Source organism: Burkholderia stagnalis, assembly GCF_902830275.1.
Lineage (GTDB): Bacteria > Pseudomonadota > Gammaproteobacteria > Burkholderiales > Burkholderiaceae > Burkholderia > Burkholderia stagnalis.
In genome coordinates this window covers 588,414-603,898 of the sequence record NZ_CADESW010000002.1, presented here as the reverse complement: position 1 = coordinate 603,898, position 15,485 = coordinate 588,414, and the positions used below count along the sequence as shown (strand labels likewise).

Below are 15,485 nucleotides of genomic sequence, written 5' to 3'. Positions count from 1 at the left end.
CACGCGCGACGCACGATGAAAAAGGCGCCGTGGTGCGCCTTTTTCGCTTTTTGCGGTACAGTCGCAGCACCCGCCGCACGTTCGGCGCGCCGGATGAAACAAAGATGACGAAGTCGCCGAAAATCCCCGAATCCGTTCTCGTCGTGATCTATACCCCCGAACTCGACGTGCTGGTGATCAAGCGTGCCGACCAGCACGAGTTCTGGCAGTCGGTCACCGGCTCGAAGGACGCGCTCGACGAGCCGCTCGCCGTCACCGCCGCGCGCGAAGTGGCCGAGGAAACGGGCATCGTGGTCGGCAGTCCGGACGTGCCCGCGAGCGCGCTCGTCGACTGGCGGCACCGGATCGAATACAGCATCTACCCGCAGTACCTGCATCGTTACGCGCCCGGCGTCACGCGCAATACCGAGCACTGGTTCGGGCTGTGCGTGCCGCGTCGCGTCGACGTGACGCTCGCGCCGCGCGAGCACGTCGACTATGCATGGCTGCCGTATCGCGACGCGGCCGCGCGCTGCTACTCGCCGTCGAATGCCGAGGCGATCCTGCAGTTGCCCGAGCGCGCCGGGCCGGTTCACGCGTTGCCCGGGTCCGCATGAACGGCGAAGCCCGCAAGCGCTTCGCGCAGCTGCGCCAGATGTTCCTGCAGGAGCGGGGCTCCGCATCGCGGCTGGCGTTCACGGCGGGCAATACCGTGCGGTTGTGCCAGAGCGGCGACGCGTTCTTCGCCGCGCTGATCGAGCGGATCGACGCCGCCCGCGAGCAGGTGATGCTCGAAACCTACATCTTCTGCGACGATGCGGCCGGACGGCCCGTGTCGGATGCGCTGCTGCGGGCCGCGCGCCGCGGCGTGCGGGTGCGGGTGATCACCGACGGCGTCGGCACCGCGCGCCTGCCGCTGTTCGACGCGTGGGCACAGGCGGGCATCGAGCACTGCATCTACAACCGCTACCTGTTCGGCCGCTTCGGCTTCTCGCGCACGCACCGCAAGCTGGCCGTGGTCGATCATGCGTACGCCTACTGCGGCGGGATCAACATCGTCGACGACCACGCGCAGAACGGTGCGACGCTCGACCATCCGCGCTGGGACTTCAGCGTCGAGATGGCGGGGCCCGTCGTGTCCGACGTGCGCGCCGCGTTCGAGCTGCAGTGGCACCGGATCCAGTTCGGCCACAAGCCGTATGCGCAATATGCGGCCGGGCTGGCCGGCGGCGACGCGTTTCCGGACATGTTCCGCCGCTGGATGCGCAGCCACCGCTGGATCAAGGCCGGCGCGCTGCGGATCGTGACCGAGCCGAGCGTCGCGTTCGTCGCGCGCGACAACGTCGTGAACCGCCGCACGATCGAGAAGGCGTACCTCGCCGCGATCGGCAAGGCGCGCCAGCAGATCCTGCTCGCGAACCCGTATTTCATGCCGGGCCGCAAGCTGCGCCGCGCGCTGACGGGTGCCGCGCGGCGCGGCGTCGACGTGCGGGTCCTGATCGGCCGCAACGAGTTCGCGTCGCTCGATACCGCGGTGCCGTTCCTGTATCACACGCTGCTGCGCGCCGGCGTGCGCGTCGCCGAATACGACAAGACGATACTGCACGGCAAGGTCGCGGTGATCGACGATAACTGGGCGACGGTCGGCTCGTCGAATCTGGACGCGCTGAGCCTGATGCTGAACAATGAGGCCAATGTCGTGCTGGTGCGGCACGACACGGTGACGAACGAGCTGCGCGACGCGATCGCCGCCGCGTTCGCCGACGGCCGCGCGATCGACCCGGCGCGCTACGCGGCGCGCCCGCTGGGCGAGCGTATCCTGAACTGGCTCGCCTATACGGCGTACCGCACCGTGATGAAGGCGCTGACGGTCGGCAGCTACGATTAAGCAGGCACTTCACATCTTTCAGCACGGCCGTGCGGAAAACCGCTTCCAAGGCCGCCCGAATCGCGCAAAATAGCGACTCGGTTAGACACCGGTTTCTAATAATTTCCTTGTTTCGCGGGCGGTCGCACTCAATAATAGTACGGCCGTTCGATTTTATTTGAACCCCCGAACGGTTACAGAAATAGCTATGCGAAAAGGCGAACAGACGCGTGCCGCGATACTCGAAGCTGCATTGGACCTCGCCAGCCGTGACGGGCTGGAGGGGCTGACGATCGGCCTGCTGGCCGAGCGCATGCAGATGAGCAAGAGCGGCGTGTTCGCGCACTTCGGATCGCGCGAGGATCTGCAGGTGGAAGTCGTGCGCGAGTATCACCATCGTTTCGAGAACGAGGTGTTCTTTCCGAGCCTGCGCGAACCGCGCGGACTGCCGCGCCTGCGGGCGATGCTGGCGCGCTGGATGGAGAAGCGCATCCAGGAGGTGACGACCGGGTGCATCTACATCAGCGGGGCCGTCGAGTACGACGACCGGCCCGACAGCTCGGTGCGCGAGCAGTTGATGGCGAGCGTGACCGCCTGGCGCGCCGCGCTGCTGCGCGCCATTTCGCAGGCGAAGGACGAAGGCCATCTGCGTACGGATACCGATCCGGACCTGATGCTCTTCGAGCTGTACAGCTTCACGCTCGGCCTGCATCACGACGCGCGCTTCCTGCATACGCCGGACGCGGTGCGCCTCACGTGGGCCGCGCTGGAAAAGACGATTGTTTCGTATCAGAGCGAGAGCCGTTAGCGGCGCGTGATCCGCCCGCCGGGAGCTCGAGCGATAGCCCTACTTTGGAGAGAGTCATGGGACAGTACGCCGCGCCGCTGCGCGACATGCAATTCGTGTTGCACGAGCTTCTGAACGTCGAAGCCGAAGTCAAGCACATGCCCAGGCATGCGGACCTCGATGCCGACACGATCAACCAGGTCCTCGAAGAAGCGGGCAAGTTCTGCTCCGAGGTACTGTTCCCGTTGAACCAGGTCGGCGACCGTGAAGGCTGCACGTACGTCGGCGACGGCGTCGTGAAGACCCCGACCGGCTTCAAGGAGGCCTACCAGCAATACGTCGAGGCCGGCTGGCCGGCGCTCGGCTGCGATCCGGACTACGGCGGCCAGGGCCTGCCCGCGTTCGTGAACAACGCGCTCTACGAAATGCTGAACTCGGCGAACCAGGCATGGACGATGTATCCGGGCCTGTCGCACGGCGCCTACGAATGCCTGCACGCGCACGGCGCGCCGGAACTCCAGAAGCAGTACCTGCCGAAGCTCGTGTCCGGCGAATGGACGGGCACGATGTGCCTGACCGAGCCGCACTGCGGCACCGACCTCGGCATCCTGCGCACCAAGGCCGAACCGAACGGCGACGGCTCGTACTCGATCAGCGGCACGAAGATCTTCATCTCGAGCGGCGAGCACGACATGTCGAAGAACATCATCCACCTCGTGCTCGCGCGCCTGCCGGACGCGCCGCAAGGCACGAAGGGGATCTCGCTGTTCATCGTGCCGAAGTTCATCCCCGACGCGGCGGGCGAGCCGGGCGAGCGCAACGGCATCAAGTGCGGCTCGATCGAGCACAAGATGGGCATCCACGGCAACTCGACCTGCGTGATGAACCTCGACAACGCGAAGGGCTGGATGGTCGGCGAGCCGAACAAGGGCCTCAACGCGATGTTCGTGATGATGAATGCCGCGCGCCTCGGCGTCGGCATGCAGGGCCTCGGCCTCACGGAAGTCGCGTACCAGAACTCGCTCACGTACGCGAAGGAGCGCCTGCAGATGCGCTCGCTGACGGGCCCGAAGGCGCCGGACAAGCCGGCCGACCCGATCATCGTGCACCCGGACGTGCGCCGCATGCTGCTCACGCAGAAGGCGTATGCGGAAGGCGCGCGCGCGTTCACGTACTGGTCCGCGCTGCAGATCGACAAGGAGCTGTCGCACGGCGACGAAGCGGTGCGCAAGGAAGCGGCCGACCTCGTCGCGCTGCTCACGCCGATCATCAAGGCGTTCCTGACCGACAACGCGTTCGAGTCGACCAACCACGCGATGCAGATCTACGGCGGCCACGGCTTCATCTCCGAGTGGGGCATGGAGCAGTACGTGCGCGACGCGCGGATCAACATGATCTACGAAGGCACGAACTCGATCCAGTCGCTCGACCTGCTGGGCCGCAAGGTGCTCGGCGACATGGGCGCGAAGCTGAAGAAGTTCGGCAAGATCGTGTCGGACTTCGTCGAGGCCGAAGGCGTGAAGCCGGAGATGTCCGAGTTCGTCAACCCGCTCGCCGACATCGGCGAGAAGGTGCAGAAGCTGACGATGGAAATCGGCATGAAGGCGATGCAGAACCCGGACGAAGTGGGCGCTGCCGCCGTGCCGTACCTGCGCACCGTCGGCCACCTCGTGTTCTCGTATTTCTGGGCCCGCATGGCGCGCCTCGCGCTCGACAAGGAAGCGTCGGGCGATCCGTTCTACAAGTCGAAGCTCGCGACCGCACGCTTCTACTTCGCGCGCCTGCTGCCCGAGACCGCATCGACGATCCGCGCCGCGCGCGCCGGCTCGAAGACGATGATGGAAGTCGACGAATCGCTGTTCTGATCGGACGCCGGGCGGCGCGCGCACCGCGCGTCGCCCGGCCGATACGGTTCCTGGTACCTACATCGCCGCGCCGCCATTGATACGATCCGCGCCGCGCGGCACTATCCGGAGATATCCCGTGAGCAATTTCATCATTCGCAAGGTGGCCGTGCTGGGCGCTGGCGTGATGGGCGCGCAGATCGCCGCGCACCTCGTCAACGCGCGCGTACCCGTGCTGCTGTTCGACCTGCCGGCCAAGGAAGGCCCGAAGAACGCGATCGCGCTGAAGGCGATCGAGAACCTGAAGAAGCTGTCGCCCGCGCCGTTCGGCGTGAAGGACGACGCGAAATACCTCGAGGCCGCGAACTACGAGGATGACATCGCGAAGCTCGCCGAGTGCGACGTCGTGATCGAGGCGATCGCCGAGCGGATGGACTGGAAGCACGACCTGTACAAGAAGGTCGCGCCGCACATCGCGCCGAACGCGATCTTCGCGACCAACACGTCGGGCCTGTCGATCACGAAGCTGTCCGAAGGGTTCTCGGACGAGCTGAAGGCGCGCTTCTGCGGCGTGCACTTCTTCAACCCGCCGCGCTACATGCACCTCGTCGAGCTGATCCCGACCGCGCACACGCGCCCGGAAATCCTCGACCAGCTCGAGACGTTCCTGACGAGCGTCGTCGGCAAGGGTGTCGTGCGCGCGAAGGACACGCCGAACTTCATCGCGAACCGCGTCGGCATCTTCTCGATCCTCGCGGTGATCACCGAGGCCGCGAAGTTCGGCCTGCGCTTCGACGAAGTCGACGACCTGACCGGCAGCCGCCTCGGCCGAGCGAAGTCGGCGACGTTCCGCACCGCGGACGTGGTCGGCCTCGACACGATGGCGCACGTGATCAAGACGATGCAGGACAACCTCGCCGACGATCCGTTCTTCCCGGTCTACCAGACGCCTGCCGTGCTCGCCGAGCTGGTGAAGCAGGGCGCGCTCGGCCAGAAGACGGGCGGCGGTTTCTACAAGAAGGAAGGCAAGGCGATCAAGGTGCTCGACGCGAAGACGGGCACCTATGTCGATTCGGGCGCGAAGGCGGACGAAACGGTCGGCCGCATCCTGAAGCGCCCGCCGGCGGAGCGCCTGAAGCTGCTGCGTGAAACGGACCATCCGCACGCGCAGTTCCTGTGGGCGATCTTCCGCGACGTGTTCCACTACATCGGCGTGCATCTCGAGTCGATCGCCGACAACGCGCGCGACGTCGACCTCGCGATCCGCTGGGGCTTCGGCTGGAACGAAGGCCCGTTCGAAGGCTGGCAGGCCGCCGGCTGGAAGCAGGTTGCCGAGTGGGTGCAGGAAGACATCGCGGCCGGCAAGGCGCTCGCGAACGTGCCGCTGCCGTCGTGGGTGCTGGAAGGCCCGGTGGCCGAGAAGGGCGGCGTGCACACGGCCGAAGGCTCGTGGGCGCCGGCGTCGAAGCGCTTCGTGCCGCGTTCGGACCTGGCCGTCTACAAGAAGCAAGTGTTCCGTGCGCCGCTGCTTGGCGAAGCCGGCGCCGACCCGAAGACCTACGGCAAGACGCTGTTCGAGACCGATGCGGTGCGCGCATGGGTCGACGACCGCGCGGGCGAGGACGACGTCGTGATCGTGTCGTTCAAGTCGAAGATGAACACGATCGGGCCGAGCGTGATCGACGGCCTCGTGCAGGCGATCGAGCTCGCGGAGAAGGACTACAAGGGCGTGGTGATCTGGCAGCCGACGTCGCTGAAGCTCGGCGCGCCGGGCGGCCCGTTCTCGGCGGGCGCGAACCTCGAAGAGGCGATGCCGGCGTTCATGATGGGCGGCGCGAAGGGCATCGAGCCGTTCGTGAAGAAGTTCCAGGAAGGCATGCTGCGCGTGAAGTACGCGAACGTGCCGGTGGTCGCGGCCGTGTCGGGCATCGCGCTCGGCGGCGGGTGCGAGCTGATGCTGCACAGCGCGAAGCGCGTGGTGCACGTCGAGAGCTACATCGGCCTCGTCGAAGTGGGCGTCGGCCTCGTGCCGGCTGGCGGCGGCCTGAAGGAAGCGGCGCTGCGCGCGGCGGACGCGGCCACCGCGGCCAACGCGACCACCGACATCCTGAAGTTCGTTACGAAGTCGTTCGAGAACGCGGCGATGGCGAAGGTCTCGGCCTCCGCGCACGATGCGCGCGCGATGGGCTACGTGAAGCCGTCCGACACGATCGTCTTCAACGTGTTCGAGCTGCTCGACACCGCGAAGAAGGAAGCGCGCGCGCTGGCCGACACGGGCTACCGCGCGCCGCTGAAGGCGAAGGACGTGCCGGTGGCGGGCCGCTCGGCGATCGCGACGATCAAGGCATCGCTCGTCAACATGCGCGACGGCCGCTTCATCAGCGACCACGATTTCCTGATCGCGAGCCGCATCGCGGAAGCGGTGTGCGGCGGCGACGTCGAGGCGGGCAGCCTGGTCGACGAGGCATGGCTGCTGGCGCTGGAGCGCCGCGCGTTCGTCGAGCTGCTCGGCACGCAGAAGACGCAGGAACGGATCATGGGCATGTTGCAGACCGGCAAGCCGGTGCGTAACTGAGCGAGTGGACAGGCAAGGAGTCTGAAATGAGCAAACAACTGCAAGACGCATACATTGTCGCCGCCAGCCGCACGCCGATCGGCAAGGCTCCGCGCGGTGTCTTCAAGAACACGCGCCCGGACGAGCTGCTGGTGCACGCGATCAAGTCGGCCGTCGCACATGTGCCGGACTTCGACACGAAGCTGATCGAGGACGCGATCATCGGCTGCGCGATTCCGGAAGCCGAGCAGGGCCTGAACGTCGCGCGGATGGGCGCGCTGCTCGCGGGCCTGCCGAACACGGTCGCCGGCGTGACGGTCAACCGCTTCTGCGCATCGGGCATCACCGCGCTCGCGATGGCGGCGGACCGCATCCGCGTCGGCGAATCGGACGCGATGCTCGCGGGCGGCTGCGAATCGATGAGCATGGTGCCGATGATGGGCAACAAGCCGTCGATGTCGCCGCACATCTTCGATCGCAGCGAAGACTTCGGCATCGCGTACGGGATGGGCATGACCGGCGAGAGCGTTGCCGACCGCTGGAAGGTGAGCCGCGAAGACCAGGACGCGTTCTCGTTCGAGTCGCACCGCAAGGCGCTCGCCGCGCAGCAGGCCGGCGAGTTCAACGACGAGATCGCCGCGTACACGATCACCGAGCGCTTCCCGAACCTCGCGACCGGCGAGATCGACGTGAAGACGCGCACGATCGCGCTCGACGAAGGCCCGCGCGCGGACACGTCGCTCGAAGGCCTCGCGAAGCTGCGCACGGTGTTCGCGAACAAGGGCTCGATCACGGCCGGCAACAGCTCGCAGACGTCGGACGGCGCGGCTGCGCTGCTCGTCGTGTCGGAGAAGGTGCTCAAGCAGTTCAACCTGACGCCGCTCGCGCGTTTCGTGAGCTTCGCGGTGCGCGGCGTGCCGCCGGAAATCATGGGCATCGGCCCGAAGGAAGCGATTCCGGCCGCGCTGAAGGCCGCGGGCCTGAAGCAGGACGATCTCGACTGGATCGAGCTGAACGAGGCGTTCGCCGCCCAGTCGCTCGCGGTGATCCGCGATCTCGGCCTCGATCCGTCGAAGGTGAACCCGGTGGGCGGCGCGATCGCGCTCGGCCACCCGCTCGGCGCGACCGGTGCGATCCGCGCCGCGACCGTCGTGCACGGCCTGCGCCGCCGCAACCTGAAGTACGGGATGGTGACGATGTGCGTCGGCACCGGCATGGGCGCCGCGGGCATCATCGAACGCCTGTAAGCGAGGCGAACAGCAGTACGACGGTGCGCGGGCCACGAGCTCGCGCACCGTTTTTGTCATTCGGAATGGATACAGCCAAGGAGACGCTTGTGACGGACATCCAGGTGGAACGCGCCAACGGCGTGATGACGATCACCATTGCGCGGCCCGCGAAGAAGAATGCGCTGACGGCCGCGATGTACCAGACGATGGCCGACGCGCTCGGCGAAGCGCAGGAGGACAAGGCGGTTCGCGTGATCCTGCTGCGCGGCGGCGACGGCAACTTCAGCGCGGGCAACGATCTCGAGGACTTCCTGAAGGCGCCGCCGAAGGACGACAGCGCGCCGGTGTTCCAGTTTCTCGCGCGCATCAGCAGCGCGTCGAAGCCGATCGTCGCCGCGGTGCCGGGCGTGGCGGTGGGCGTCGGCGTGACGATGCTGCTGCATTGCGACCTTGTCTACGCGGCCGACACGGCCACGTTCTCGCTGCCGTTCGTGCAGCTCGGGCTGTGCCCGGAGGCCGGGTCGAGCCTGCTGCTGCCGCGCCTGGCCGGGCATCAGGTGGCGGCCGAGAAGCTGCTGCTCGGCGAGGCGTTCGATGCGCTCGAGGCGCACCGCATCGGCATCGTCAACCGCGTGCTGCCGGCCGCCGAGCTCGATGCGTTCGCGGCGAAGCAGGCGGCGAAGCTCGCCGCGCTGCCGGCGTCGTCGCTGCGCGTGACGAAGGCGCTGCTGAAGGATACGGGCGGTGCGGCGGTGCCCGCGCGGATGGCGCAGGAGGCGCAGCACTTCAGCACGATGCTGCGCGAGCCGGAAGCGCGTGAGGCGATGGCCGCGTTCTTCGAGAAGCGCAAGCCGGACTTCCGCCAGTTCGACTGACGCGGCCTGCGAGCGCGCGGCCGATGATCGTCGCCGCGCCGGCCTGAAGTCATCCCGCCCCGCATCCGCGGGGCGCTTTCATTTGCGCCCGCCATCCATCGGCTTTCAACGCCCTTCATGTCGCGGTGCACCACTGCGATCTTTCGCCCGTTCGCCGCGACCGCTCACCCACCACGCGCTGCGCGCCCCGACGCGCGAATCCCTTGCCCCGCCTGCGGTTGACGGACATCGCCCCGAGCCGGCACCGCTGCCGCGTCCGGCTCGTTTTAGCGGAAATCGGCGAAGTTTGTTCGTCGTCAAGATGCACCGCCGCAACATTCCGTAAAGTTCGCGCGCAGGTCGCTGCGGTCGACACGCGCCGCGCGACGGCGGGGGTACACGACCCCGGCAGTCCTTCTCAACGACACTCAGGCAAACGAACGATGATCAGACGAATCACCGGCGGGGCGCGCGCAGCCCCCGTCATCGGGCTGCTGGCGGGACTCGCCGGATGCAGCGATCTTCACGTGCTCGATCCGAAGGGCGCGGTGGGCGTCGCGGAGAAAGCGCTGATCGCGACCTCGACATGGACGATGCTGATCGTCGTCGTGCCGGTGATCCTGCTCACGCTGTTCTTCGCATGGCGTTACCGCGCGTCGAACCGCAATGCAACCTATGCACCGGAGTGGTCGCACTCGACCGCGATCGAGGTCGTGATCTGGACGGTGCCGACGCTGATCATCCTGTTCCTCGGCATCCTCACGTGGAAGACCACGCACGAGCTCGACCCGTACAAGCCGCTCGAGTCGTCGGTCAAGCCGATCGACGTCGAGGTCGTCGCGCTCGACTGGAAATGGCTGTTCATCTATCCGGAGCTCGGCATCGCGTCGGTGAACCAGCTCGCGATTCCGGTCGGCACGCCGGTGAATTTCCGCATCACGTCGGATTCGGTGATGAATTCGTTCTTCATCCCGCAGCTCGGCAGCCAGGTCTACGCGATGGCCGGCATGCAGACGCGCCTGCACCTGATCGCCGACGAGGCGGGCGACTTCGCGGGCGTGTCCGCCAACTACAGCGGCCGCGGCTTCTCCGACATGAAGTTCCGCACGCTCGCCGAGCCGCGCGAGCAGTTCGACGCATGGGTGCAGAAGGTGAAGGCCTCGTCCGACCGGCTCGACATGACCGCATACCGCACCGTCGCGCAGCCGAGCGAGAAGGCGCCGGTGCGCTACTTCTCGACGGTCGACCCGAAGCTGTTTCACAACATCATCGCGAAATACAACGACGGGCACGTCCTCGACCTGAAGGACGCCGCCTGTACGACGAAGGGGTAACGCATGTTCGGCAAACTGACACTTTCGGCGATCCCGTTCGACCAGCCCATCATCATGGGGGCGAGCGCCTTCATGGGGCTCGTCGTGCTGGGCATCGTCGCCACGCTGACGGCCACCGGCCGCTGGAAATGGCTGTGGAGCGAATGGCTGACCTCGGTCGACCACAAGAAGATCGGCGTGATGTACCTGGTCGTCGCGGTGCTGATGCTGCTGCGCGGCTTCGCCGACGCGGTGATGATGCGCCTGCAGCTCGCGCTCGCGTACAACGGCCCCGGCTACCTGCCGCCGCATCACTATGACCAGATCTTCACCGCGCACGGCGTGATCATGATCTTCTTCATGGCGATGGCGCTGCTGGTCGCGTTCTTCAACCTGATCGTGCCGCTGCAGATCGGCGCGCGCGACGTCGCGTTCCCGTTCCTGAATTCGCTGAGCTTCTGGATGACGGCGATGGCCGCGATCCTGATGAACATCTCGCTCGTGATCGGCGAGTTCGCGCAGGTGGGCTGGCTCGCGTATCCGCCGCTCTCCGAGCTGCAGTTCAGCCCCGGCGTGGGCGTCGACTACTACCTGTGGGCGCTGCAGATCTCCGGTGTCGGCACGCTGATCACCGCGATCAACTTCTTCGTGACGATCATCAAGATGCGCGCGCCGGGCATGACGCTGATGAAGATGCCGGTGTTCACGTGGACGGCGCTGTGCTCGAACGTGCTGATCATGGCGACGTTCCCGATCCTGACGGTCGCGCTCGCGCTGCTCGGCCTCGACCGCTACCTCGACATGCACTTCTTCACGAACGAGGCGGGCGGCAACGCGATGCTGTACCTGAACCTGATCTGGGCGTGGGGCCATCCGGAGGTGTACATCCTCGTGCTGCCCGCGTTCGGCATCTATTCGGAAGTGATCGCGACGTTCTCGAAAAAGCCGCTGTTCGGCTACAAGACGATGGTGTACGCATCGTGCGCGATCATGGTGCTGGCGTTTCTCGTGTGGCTGCACCACTTCTTCACGATGGGCTCGGGCGCGAACGTGAACGCGTTCTTCGGGATCATGACGATGATCATCGCGATCCCGACCGGCGTGAAGATCTTCAACTGGCTGTTCACGATGTACCGCGGGCGCGTCGAGTTCACGGCGCCGGTGATGTGGACGATCGGCTTCATGGTCACGTTCACGCTCGGCGGCATGACGGGCGTGATGCTGGCGATTCCCGGCGCGGACTTCGTGCTGCACAACAGCCTGTTCCTGATCGCGCATTTCCATAACACGATCATCGGCGGCGTCGTGTTCGGCTATTTCGCGGGCGTTCATTTCTGGTTCCCGAAAGTGTTCGGCTTCAAGCTCGACGAGAAATTCGGCAAGCGCGCGTTCTGGTGCTGGCTGGCCGGCTTCTACGTCGCGTTCATGCCGCTCTACGTGCTCGGCTTCATGGGCATGACGCGCCGCCTGAACCACTACGACAACCCGGCCTGGCAGCCGTGGCTGCTGGTCGCCGCGTTCGGCGTGGTGCTGATTGCGCTCGGCGTGGTGTGCCAGGTCGCTTCGGTGTGGGTCGGCTGGCGGAACCGCCACCTGCCGCAGTATCGCGACGCGACCGGCGACCCGTGGAACGGCCGCACGCTCGAGTGGGCGACGTCGTCGCCGCCGGCGGTCTACAACTTTGCCGTGACGCCGAACGTGCATGAGCTCGACGAGCTTGCGTACCGCAAGGCGAAGGGCCTCGGTCTCGGGCTCGGCAAGAACGTCAAGTACGAGGACATCCACATGCCGTCGAATACCAGCGCGGGCCTGTTCGTCGGCGTGTTCAGCCTGCTGCTCGGCTTCGCGCTGGTATGGCACATCTGGTGGCTCGCGATCGCCGGCCTGGTCGGCATCGTCGCGACGGTGGTGCTGTACAGCGCGCAGGACAACGAAGGCTATTTCATACCGGCGGATACCGTCCGCAAGATCGAGGAACAACGCACGGGCGTGCGGATGCGCGCGCCGTCGCCGGAAGCCGAACTGGAGGCGAACTGATGTCATCTCAAACTCTCGCGGGCGCGGCCCGCCATCCGGGGGCGCACGCGCATCCGCCGTCGCATTCGGTGTTCGGGTTCTGGCTGTACCTGATGACCGACTGCGTGATCTTCGCGTCGCTGTTCGCGACCTTCGCGGTGCTCGGCAACCAGTATGCGGGCGGCCCGGGCGCGAAGGACCTGTTCGACATCCCGGGCGTCGCGCTCGAGACCGCCGTGCTGCTGCTGTCGAGCATCACGTACGGCTTCGCGATGCTCGGCGCGCAGCGCCGCCGGCGCGGCACGGTGTTCGTCTGGCTCGCGGTCACGTTCGTGCTCGGCGCGGCATTTCTCGCGATGGAAATGCGCGAGTTCTCGCACCTGATCGCCGAGGGCGCGGGCCCGCAGCGCAGCGCGTTCCTGTCGGCGTTCTTCACGCTGGTCGGCACGCACGGGCTGCACGTCGCCGTCGGCCTGCTGTGGATGGTCGTGCTCGTCGTGCAGATTGCCCGCGGCCCGGGCATGACCGAGCGCGACGTCCGGCGCCTGATGTGCCTGAGCCTGTTCTGGCACTTCCTCGACATCGTCTGGATCTGCGTGTTTTCCTTCGTCTATCTCGCGAGCGTGATCTAAATGGCCCATTCGGAACTCATACACCACGACGAAGCGCACGGCACGGCCCGCGGCTACATGGTCGGCTTCGTGCTGTCGGTGCTGCTGACGGCCGCGTCGTTCGGCCTCGTGATGGGCGGCATGCTGGCGCCGAAGGCGGCGATCATCACGCTCGCGGTGCTCGCGTTCGTGCAGATCGTCGTGCATCTCGCCTGCTTCCTGCACATGAACGCCTCGTCCAGCCAGCGCTGGAACGTGATGGCGTTCAGCTACACGGTGCTCACCGCGCTGATCCTGATCTTCGGGACGCTGTGGGTGATGCACAACGTCAGCATGAACATGATGTCGCGCTAACCGGCATCCGGGTCATGCATTCGCGCCGCGCACGTCGCGCGGCTGGTTTCCTTTCGGGGGCGCGCGATTCGCGCGCCTTGCTGCATCATGGTCAACAACGATTCCCAGACACCGGTTCGTCCCGACGAGCCGATCCCCCATCGCAAGGTCATCCGCGCGTGGCTCGTGCCGTTCGCGACGCGCGAGATCATGCGCCCGGTCGCGCTGCTCGTGCTCGACTACCTGCTGCTGTTCGCGGCGTTCGCGGGCGCGCTGCTGATCCCGTCGATCGTCGGCAAGATCGCGTGCGGGATGGCCGCCGGCTTCATCACCGGGCGGCTCTTCATCATCGGGCACGACGCGTGCCACCAGAGCCTGACGCCCCATCGCCGGCTGAACCGCTGGCTCGGCCGCATCGCGTTCCTGCCGTCGCTGACGCCGTACAGCCTGTGGGAAGTCGGCCACAACGTGGTGCATCACGGCTATACGAACCTGAAGGGCTTCGACTTCGTGTGGGCGCCACATACGCCGGCGGAGTTCGCTGCGCTGTCGCCGGTGCGCCGCATGCTCGATCGCATCTATCGCAGCGGCTGGGCGCCGGGGCTCTACTATCTCGTCGAGGTCTGGTGGCTGAGGATGTATTTCCCGACCAAAACCTATATCGGCGCGTCGCGGCCCGTGTTCCGGCGCGACTGCCTGCTGGTGACCGGCTTCGCGGCCGTGTGGATCGCCGCCGTCGTGTGGGTGGCGCTGGCGACGCGGCAGCCGGTCGCGCTGCTGCTCGCGACCGGCGTGCTGGTGCCGTTCCTGTTCTGGGTCTCGATGATCGGCTTCGTCGTGTACGTGCACCACACCGATCCGCGCATCGCGTGGCATGCGAACCGGACCGAGTGGTCGAATGCCGCGCCGTTCGTGTCGACCACGCTGCACCTGACGTTCCGCTTCGGCATCGGCGGCCTGCTGCACCACATCATGGAGCACACCGCCCACCACGTCGACATGAGCGTGCCGCTCTACCAGCTCAAGCCCGCGCAGGCGAAGCTGGAGGACATGCTGCCCGGGCGCATCGTCGTGCAGCCCTTCAGCTGGCGCTGGTATTTCGACACGGCCCGCCGCTGCAAGCTCTACGATACCGAGCACCATTACTGGACCGACTACCTCGGCAACCGGACCAGCGAGCGGACCAGCGCGCCGCCTGCGCCGGGCACGCCCGCGCCGGCGGGCGCCGAGCTGCGTCACACGGTGTCGTAATCCACGTAGCCGGTCGCGCGGCAGAAGCTGACGAGCCGCAGGCCGGCCTGCCGCGCGATCGCGATCGCGAGCGACGACGGCGCGGAAATGGTCGCGACCATCGGGATCCCGACGCGCGCCGCCTTGCGCACCAGCTCGTAGCTCGCGCGGCTCGACAGGAACACGAAGCCGTCGGTCGTGTCGGCGCGCGCCAGCACGAGCGAGCCGATCAGCTTGTCGAGCGCGTTATGGCGGCCGACGTCCTCGAACGCGGCATGGATCGCCCCTGTTGCGTCGCACCACGCGGCCGCGTGCAGGCCGCCGGTGAGCTGCGTCAACGCCTGGTGGGCCGGCAGCTCGCGCGCGGCGCGCGCGAGCGCGTCGGGCGCGAGGCGCGCGAGAAAGCCGGTGTCGGGCACCCGCTCCGGCGCCAGGTCGAGCAGGTCGATGCTTTCGATCCCGCATACGCCGCAGCCGGTGCGCCCGGCGAGCGCGCGGCGCTTGTCCTTCAGCGCGGCGAACGCCTGCTGGACGACTTCGAGATGGACTTCGGCATGCGGCAGCGGCGCGTCGGCGTGCAGGATCACCTCGATGTCCTTGATGTCGCTGCCGCGCGCGACGATCCCTTCCGAGATCGCGAAGCCGACCGCGAACGCCTCGAGGTCGCGCGGCGTGCACATCATCACCGCGTGGGAAATGCCGTTGAAGACGAGCGCGACCGGCCATTCCTGGCCGACGTGGTCGATCGCCGTCTCGGCGGCGTCGCCGCGCGTGCGGCGCACGGACAGCTCGATCGCGCCGCGCGGTTCGGCGGATTCGGTCGGATTCACACTGGCTCCCGTTGATTGGACGCGCGCGGGGCGGAACG

13 protein-coding genes are annotated in these 15,485 nt (G+C 66.8%); 12 read left to right on the top strand and 1 reads right to left on the bottom strand.

Annotated features, from left to right (window positions below; all coding sequences use genetic code 11):
- Positions 1-104 precede the first annotated feature (104 nt).
- From nudB to HWY45_RS06710, 12 genes are all read left to right on the top strand, one after another.
- Positions 105-596, top strand: a complete 492-nt coding sequence (gene nudB, locus HWY45_RS06765) for a dihydroneopterin triphosphate diphosphatase (protein ID WP_059879977.1) — start codon at positions 105-107, stop codon at positions 594-596.
- Positions 593-1,867 carry a cardiolipin synthase ClsB gene (gene clsB / locus HWY45_RS06760; protein WP_059879896.1) on the top strand — a complete coding sequence of 425 codons (1,275 nt, stop codon included), beginning with the start codon at positions 593-595 and terminating at the stop codon, positions 1,865-1,867. The genes nudB and clsB overlap by 4 nt, the downstream gene beginning before the upstream one ends.
- A gap of 187 nt (positions 1,868-2,054) precedes the next feature.
- Positions 2,055-2,654, top strand: coding sequence for a TetR/AcrR family transcriptional regulator (locus HWY45_RS06755; protein WP_017334175.1), 600 nt, complete (start codon positions 2,055-2,057; stop codon positions 2,652-2,654).
- Positions 2,655-2,710: 56 nt separating this feature from the next.
- Positions 2,711-4,498: an acyl-CoA dehydrogenase C-terminal domain-containing protein gene (locus HWY45_RS06750; protein ID WP_059566114.1), complete on the top strand. Its 1,788-nt coding sequence runs from the start codon at positions 2,711-2,713 to the stop codon at positions 4,496-4,498.
- Between the two features lie 118 nt (positions 4,499-4,616).
- A complete protein-coding gene (locus HWY45_RS06745) occupies positions 4,617-7,052 on the top strand; it encodes a 3-hydroxyacyl-CoA dehydrogenase/enoyl-CoA hydratase family protein (RefSeq protein ID WP_059879893.1) in 2,436 nt (811 codons plus the stop codon).
- 26 nt (positions 7,053-7,078) lie between these two features.
- Positions 7,079-8,278 (top strand): acetyl-CoA C-acyltransferase, encoded by a 1,200-nt coding sequence (locus HWY45_RS06740; protein WP_059879890.1) that lies wholly within the window; start codon positions 7,079-7,081, stop codon positions 8,276-8,278.
- 89 nt (positions 8,279-8,367) lie between these two features.
- A complete protein-coding gene (locus tag HWY45_RS06735) occupies positions 8,368-9,135 on the top strand; it encodes an enoyl-CoA hydratase (RefSeq protein WP_059804041.1) in 768 nt (255 codons plus the stop codon).
- 422 nt (positions 9,136-9,557) lie between these two features.
- Positions 9,558-10,448 (top strand): ubiquinol oxidase subunit II, encoded by an 891-nt coding sequence (gene cyoA, locus HWY45_RS06730; RefSeq protein WP_059566110.1) that lies wholly within the window; start codon positions 9,558-9,560, stop codon positions 10,446-10,448.
- A 3-nt stretch (positions 10,449-10,451) separates the two neighbouring features.
- Positions 10,452-12,464 (top strand): cytochrome o ubiquinol oxidase subunit I, encoded by a 2,013-nt coding sequence (cyoB, locus tag HWY45_RS06725; protein ID WP_059804038.1) that lies wholly within the window; start codon positions 10,452-10,454, stop codon positions 12,462-12,464.
- A complete protein-coding gene (cyoC, locus tag HWY45_RS06720; RefSeq protein WP_059566108.1) occupies positions 12,464-13,075 on the top strand; it encodes a cytochrome o ubiquinol oxidase subunit III in 612 nt (203 codons plus the stop codon). The genes cyoB and cyoC overlap by 1 nt, the downstream gene beginning before the upstream one ends.
- Positions 13,076-13,408: a cytochrome o ubiquinol oxidase subunit IV gene (cyoD, locus tag HWY45_RS06715; protein WP_059566107.1), complete on the top strand. Its 333-nt coding sequence runs from the start codon at positions 13,076-13,078 to the stop codon at positions 13,406-13,408.
- Positions 13,409-13,495: 87 nt separating this feature from the next.
- Positions 13,496-14,638: a fatty acid desaturase gene (locus tag HWY45_RS06710; protein WP_059879887.1), complete on the top strand. Its 1,143-nt coding sequence runs from the start codon at positions 13,496-13,498 to the stop codon at positions 14,636-14,638.
- On the opposite strand, the gene fdhD is transcribed toward HWY45_RS06710, so the two are convergent.
- On the bottom strand, positions 14,623-15,447 hold the full coding sequence (gene fdhD / locus HWY45_RS06705) for a formate dehydrogenase accessory sulfurtransferase FdhD (protein WP_059879884.1): 825 nt from the start codon (positions 15,445-15,447) through the stop codon (positions 14,623-14,625). The two genes, HWY45_RS06710 and fdhD, sit on opposite strands and share 16 nt — an antisense overlap.
- Positions 15,448-15,485 lie beyond the last annotated feature (38 nt).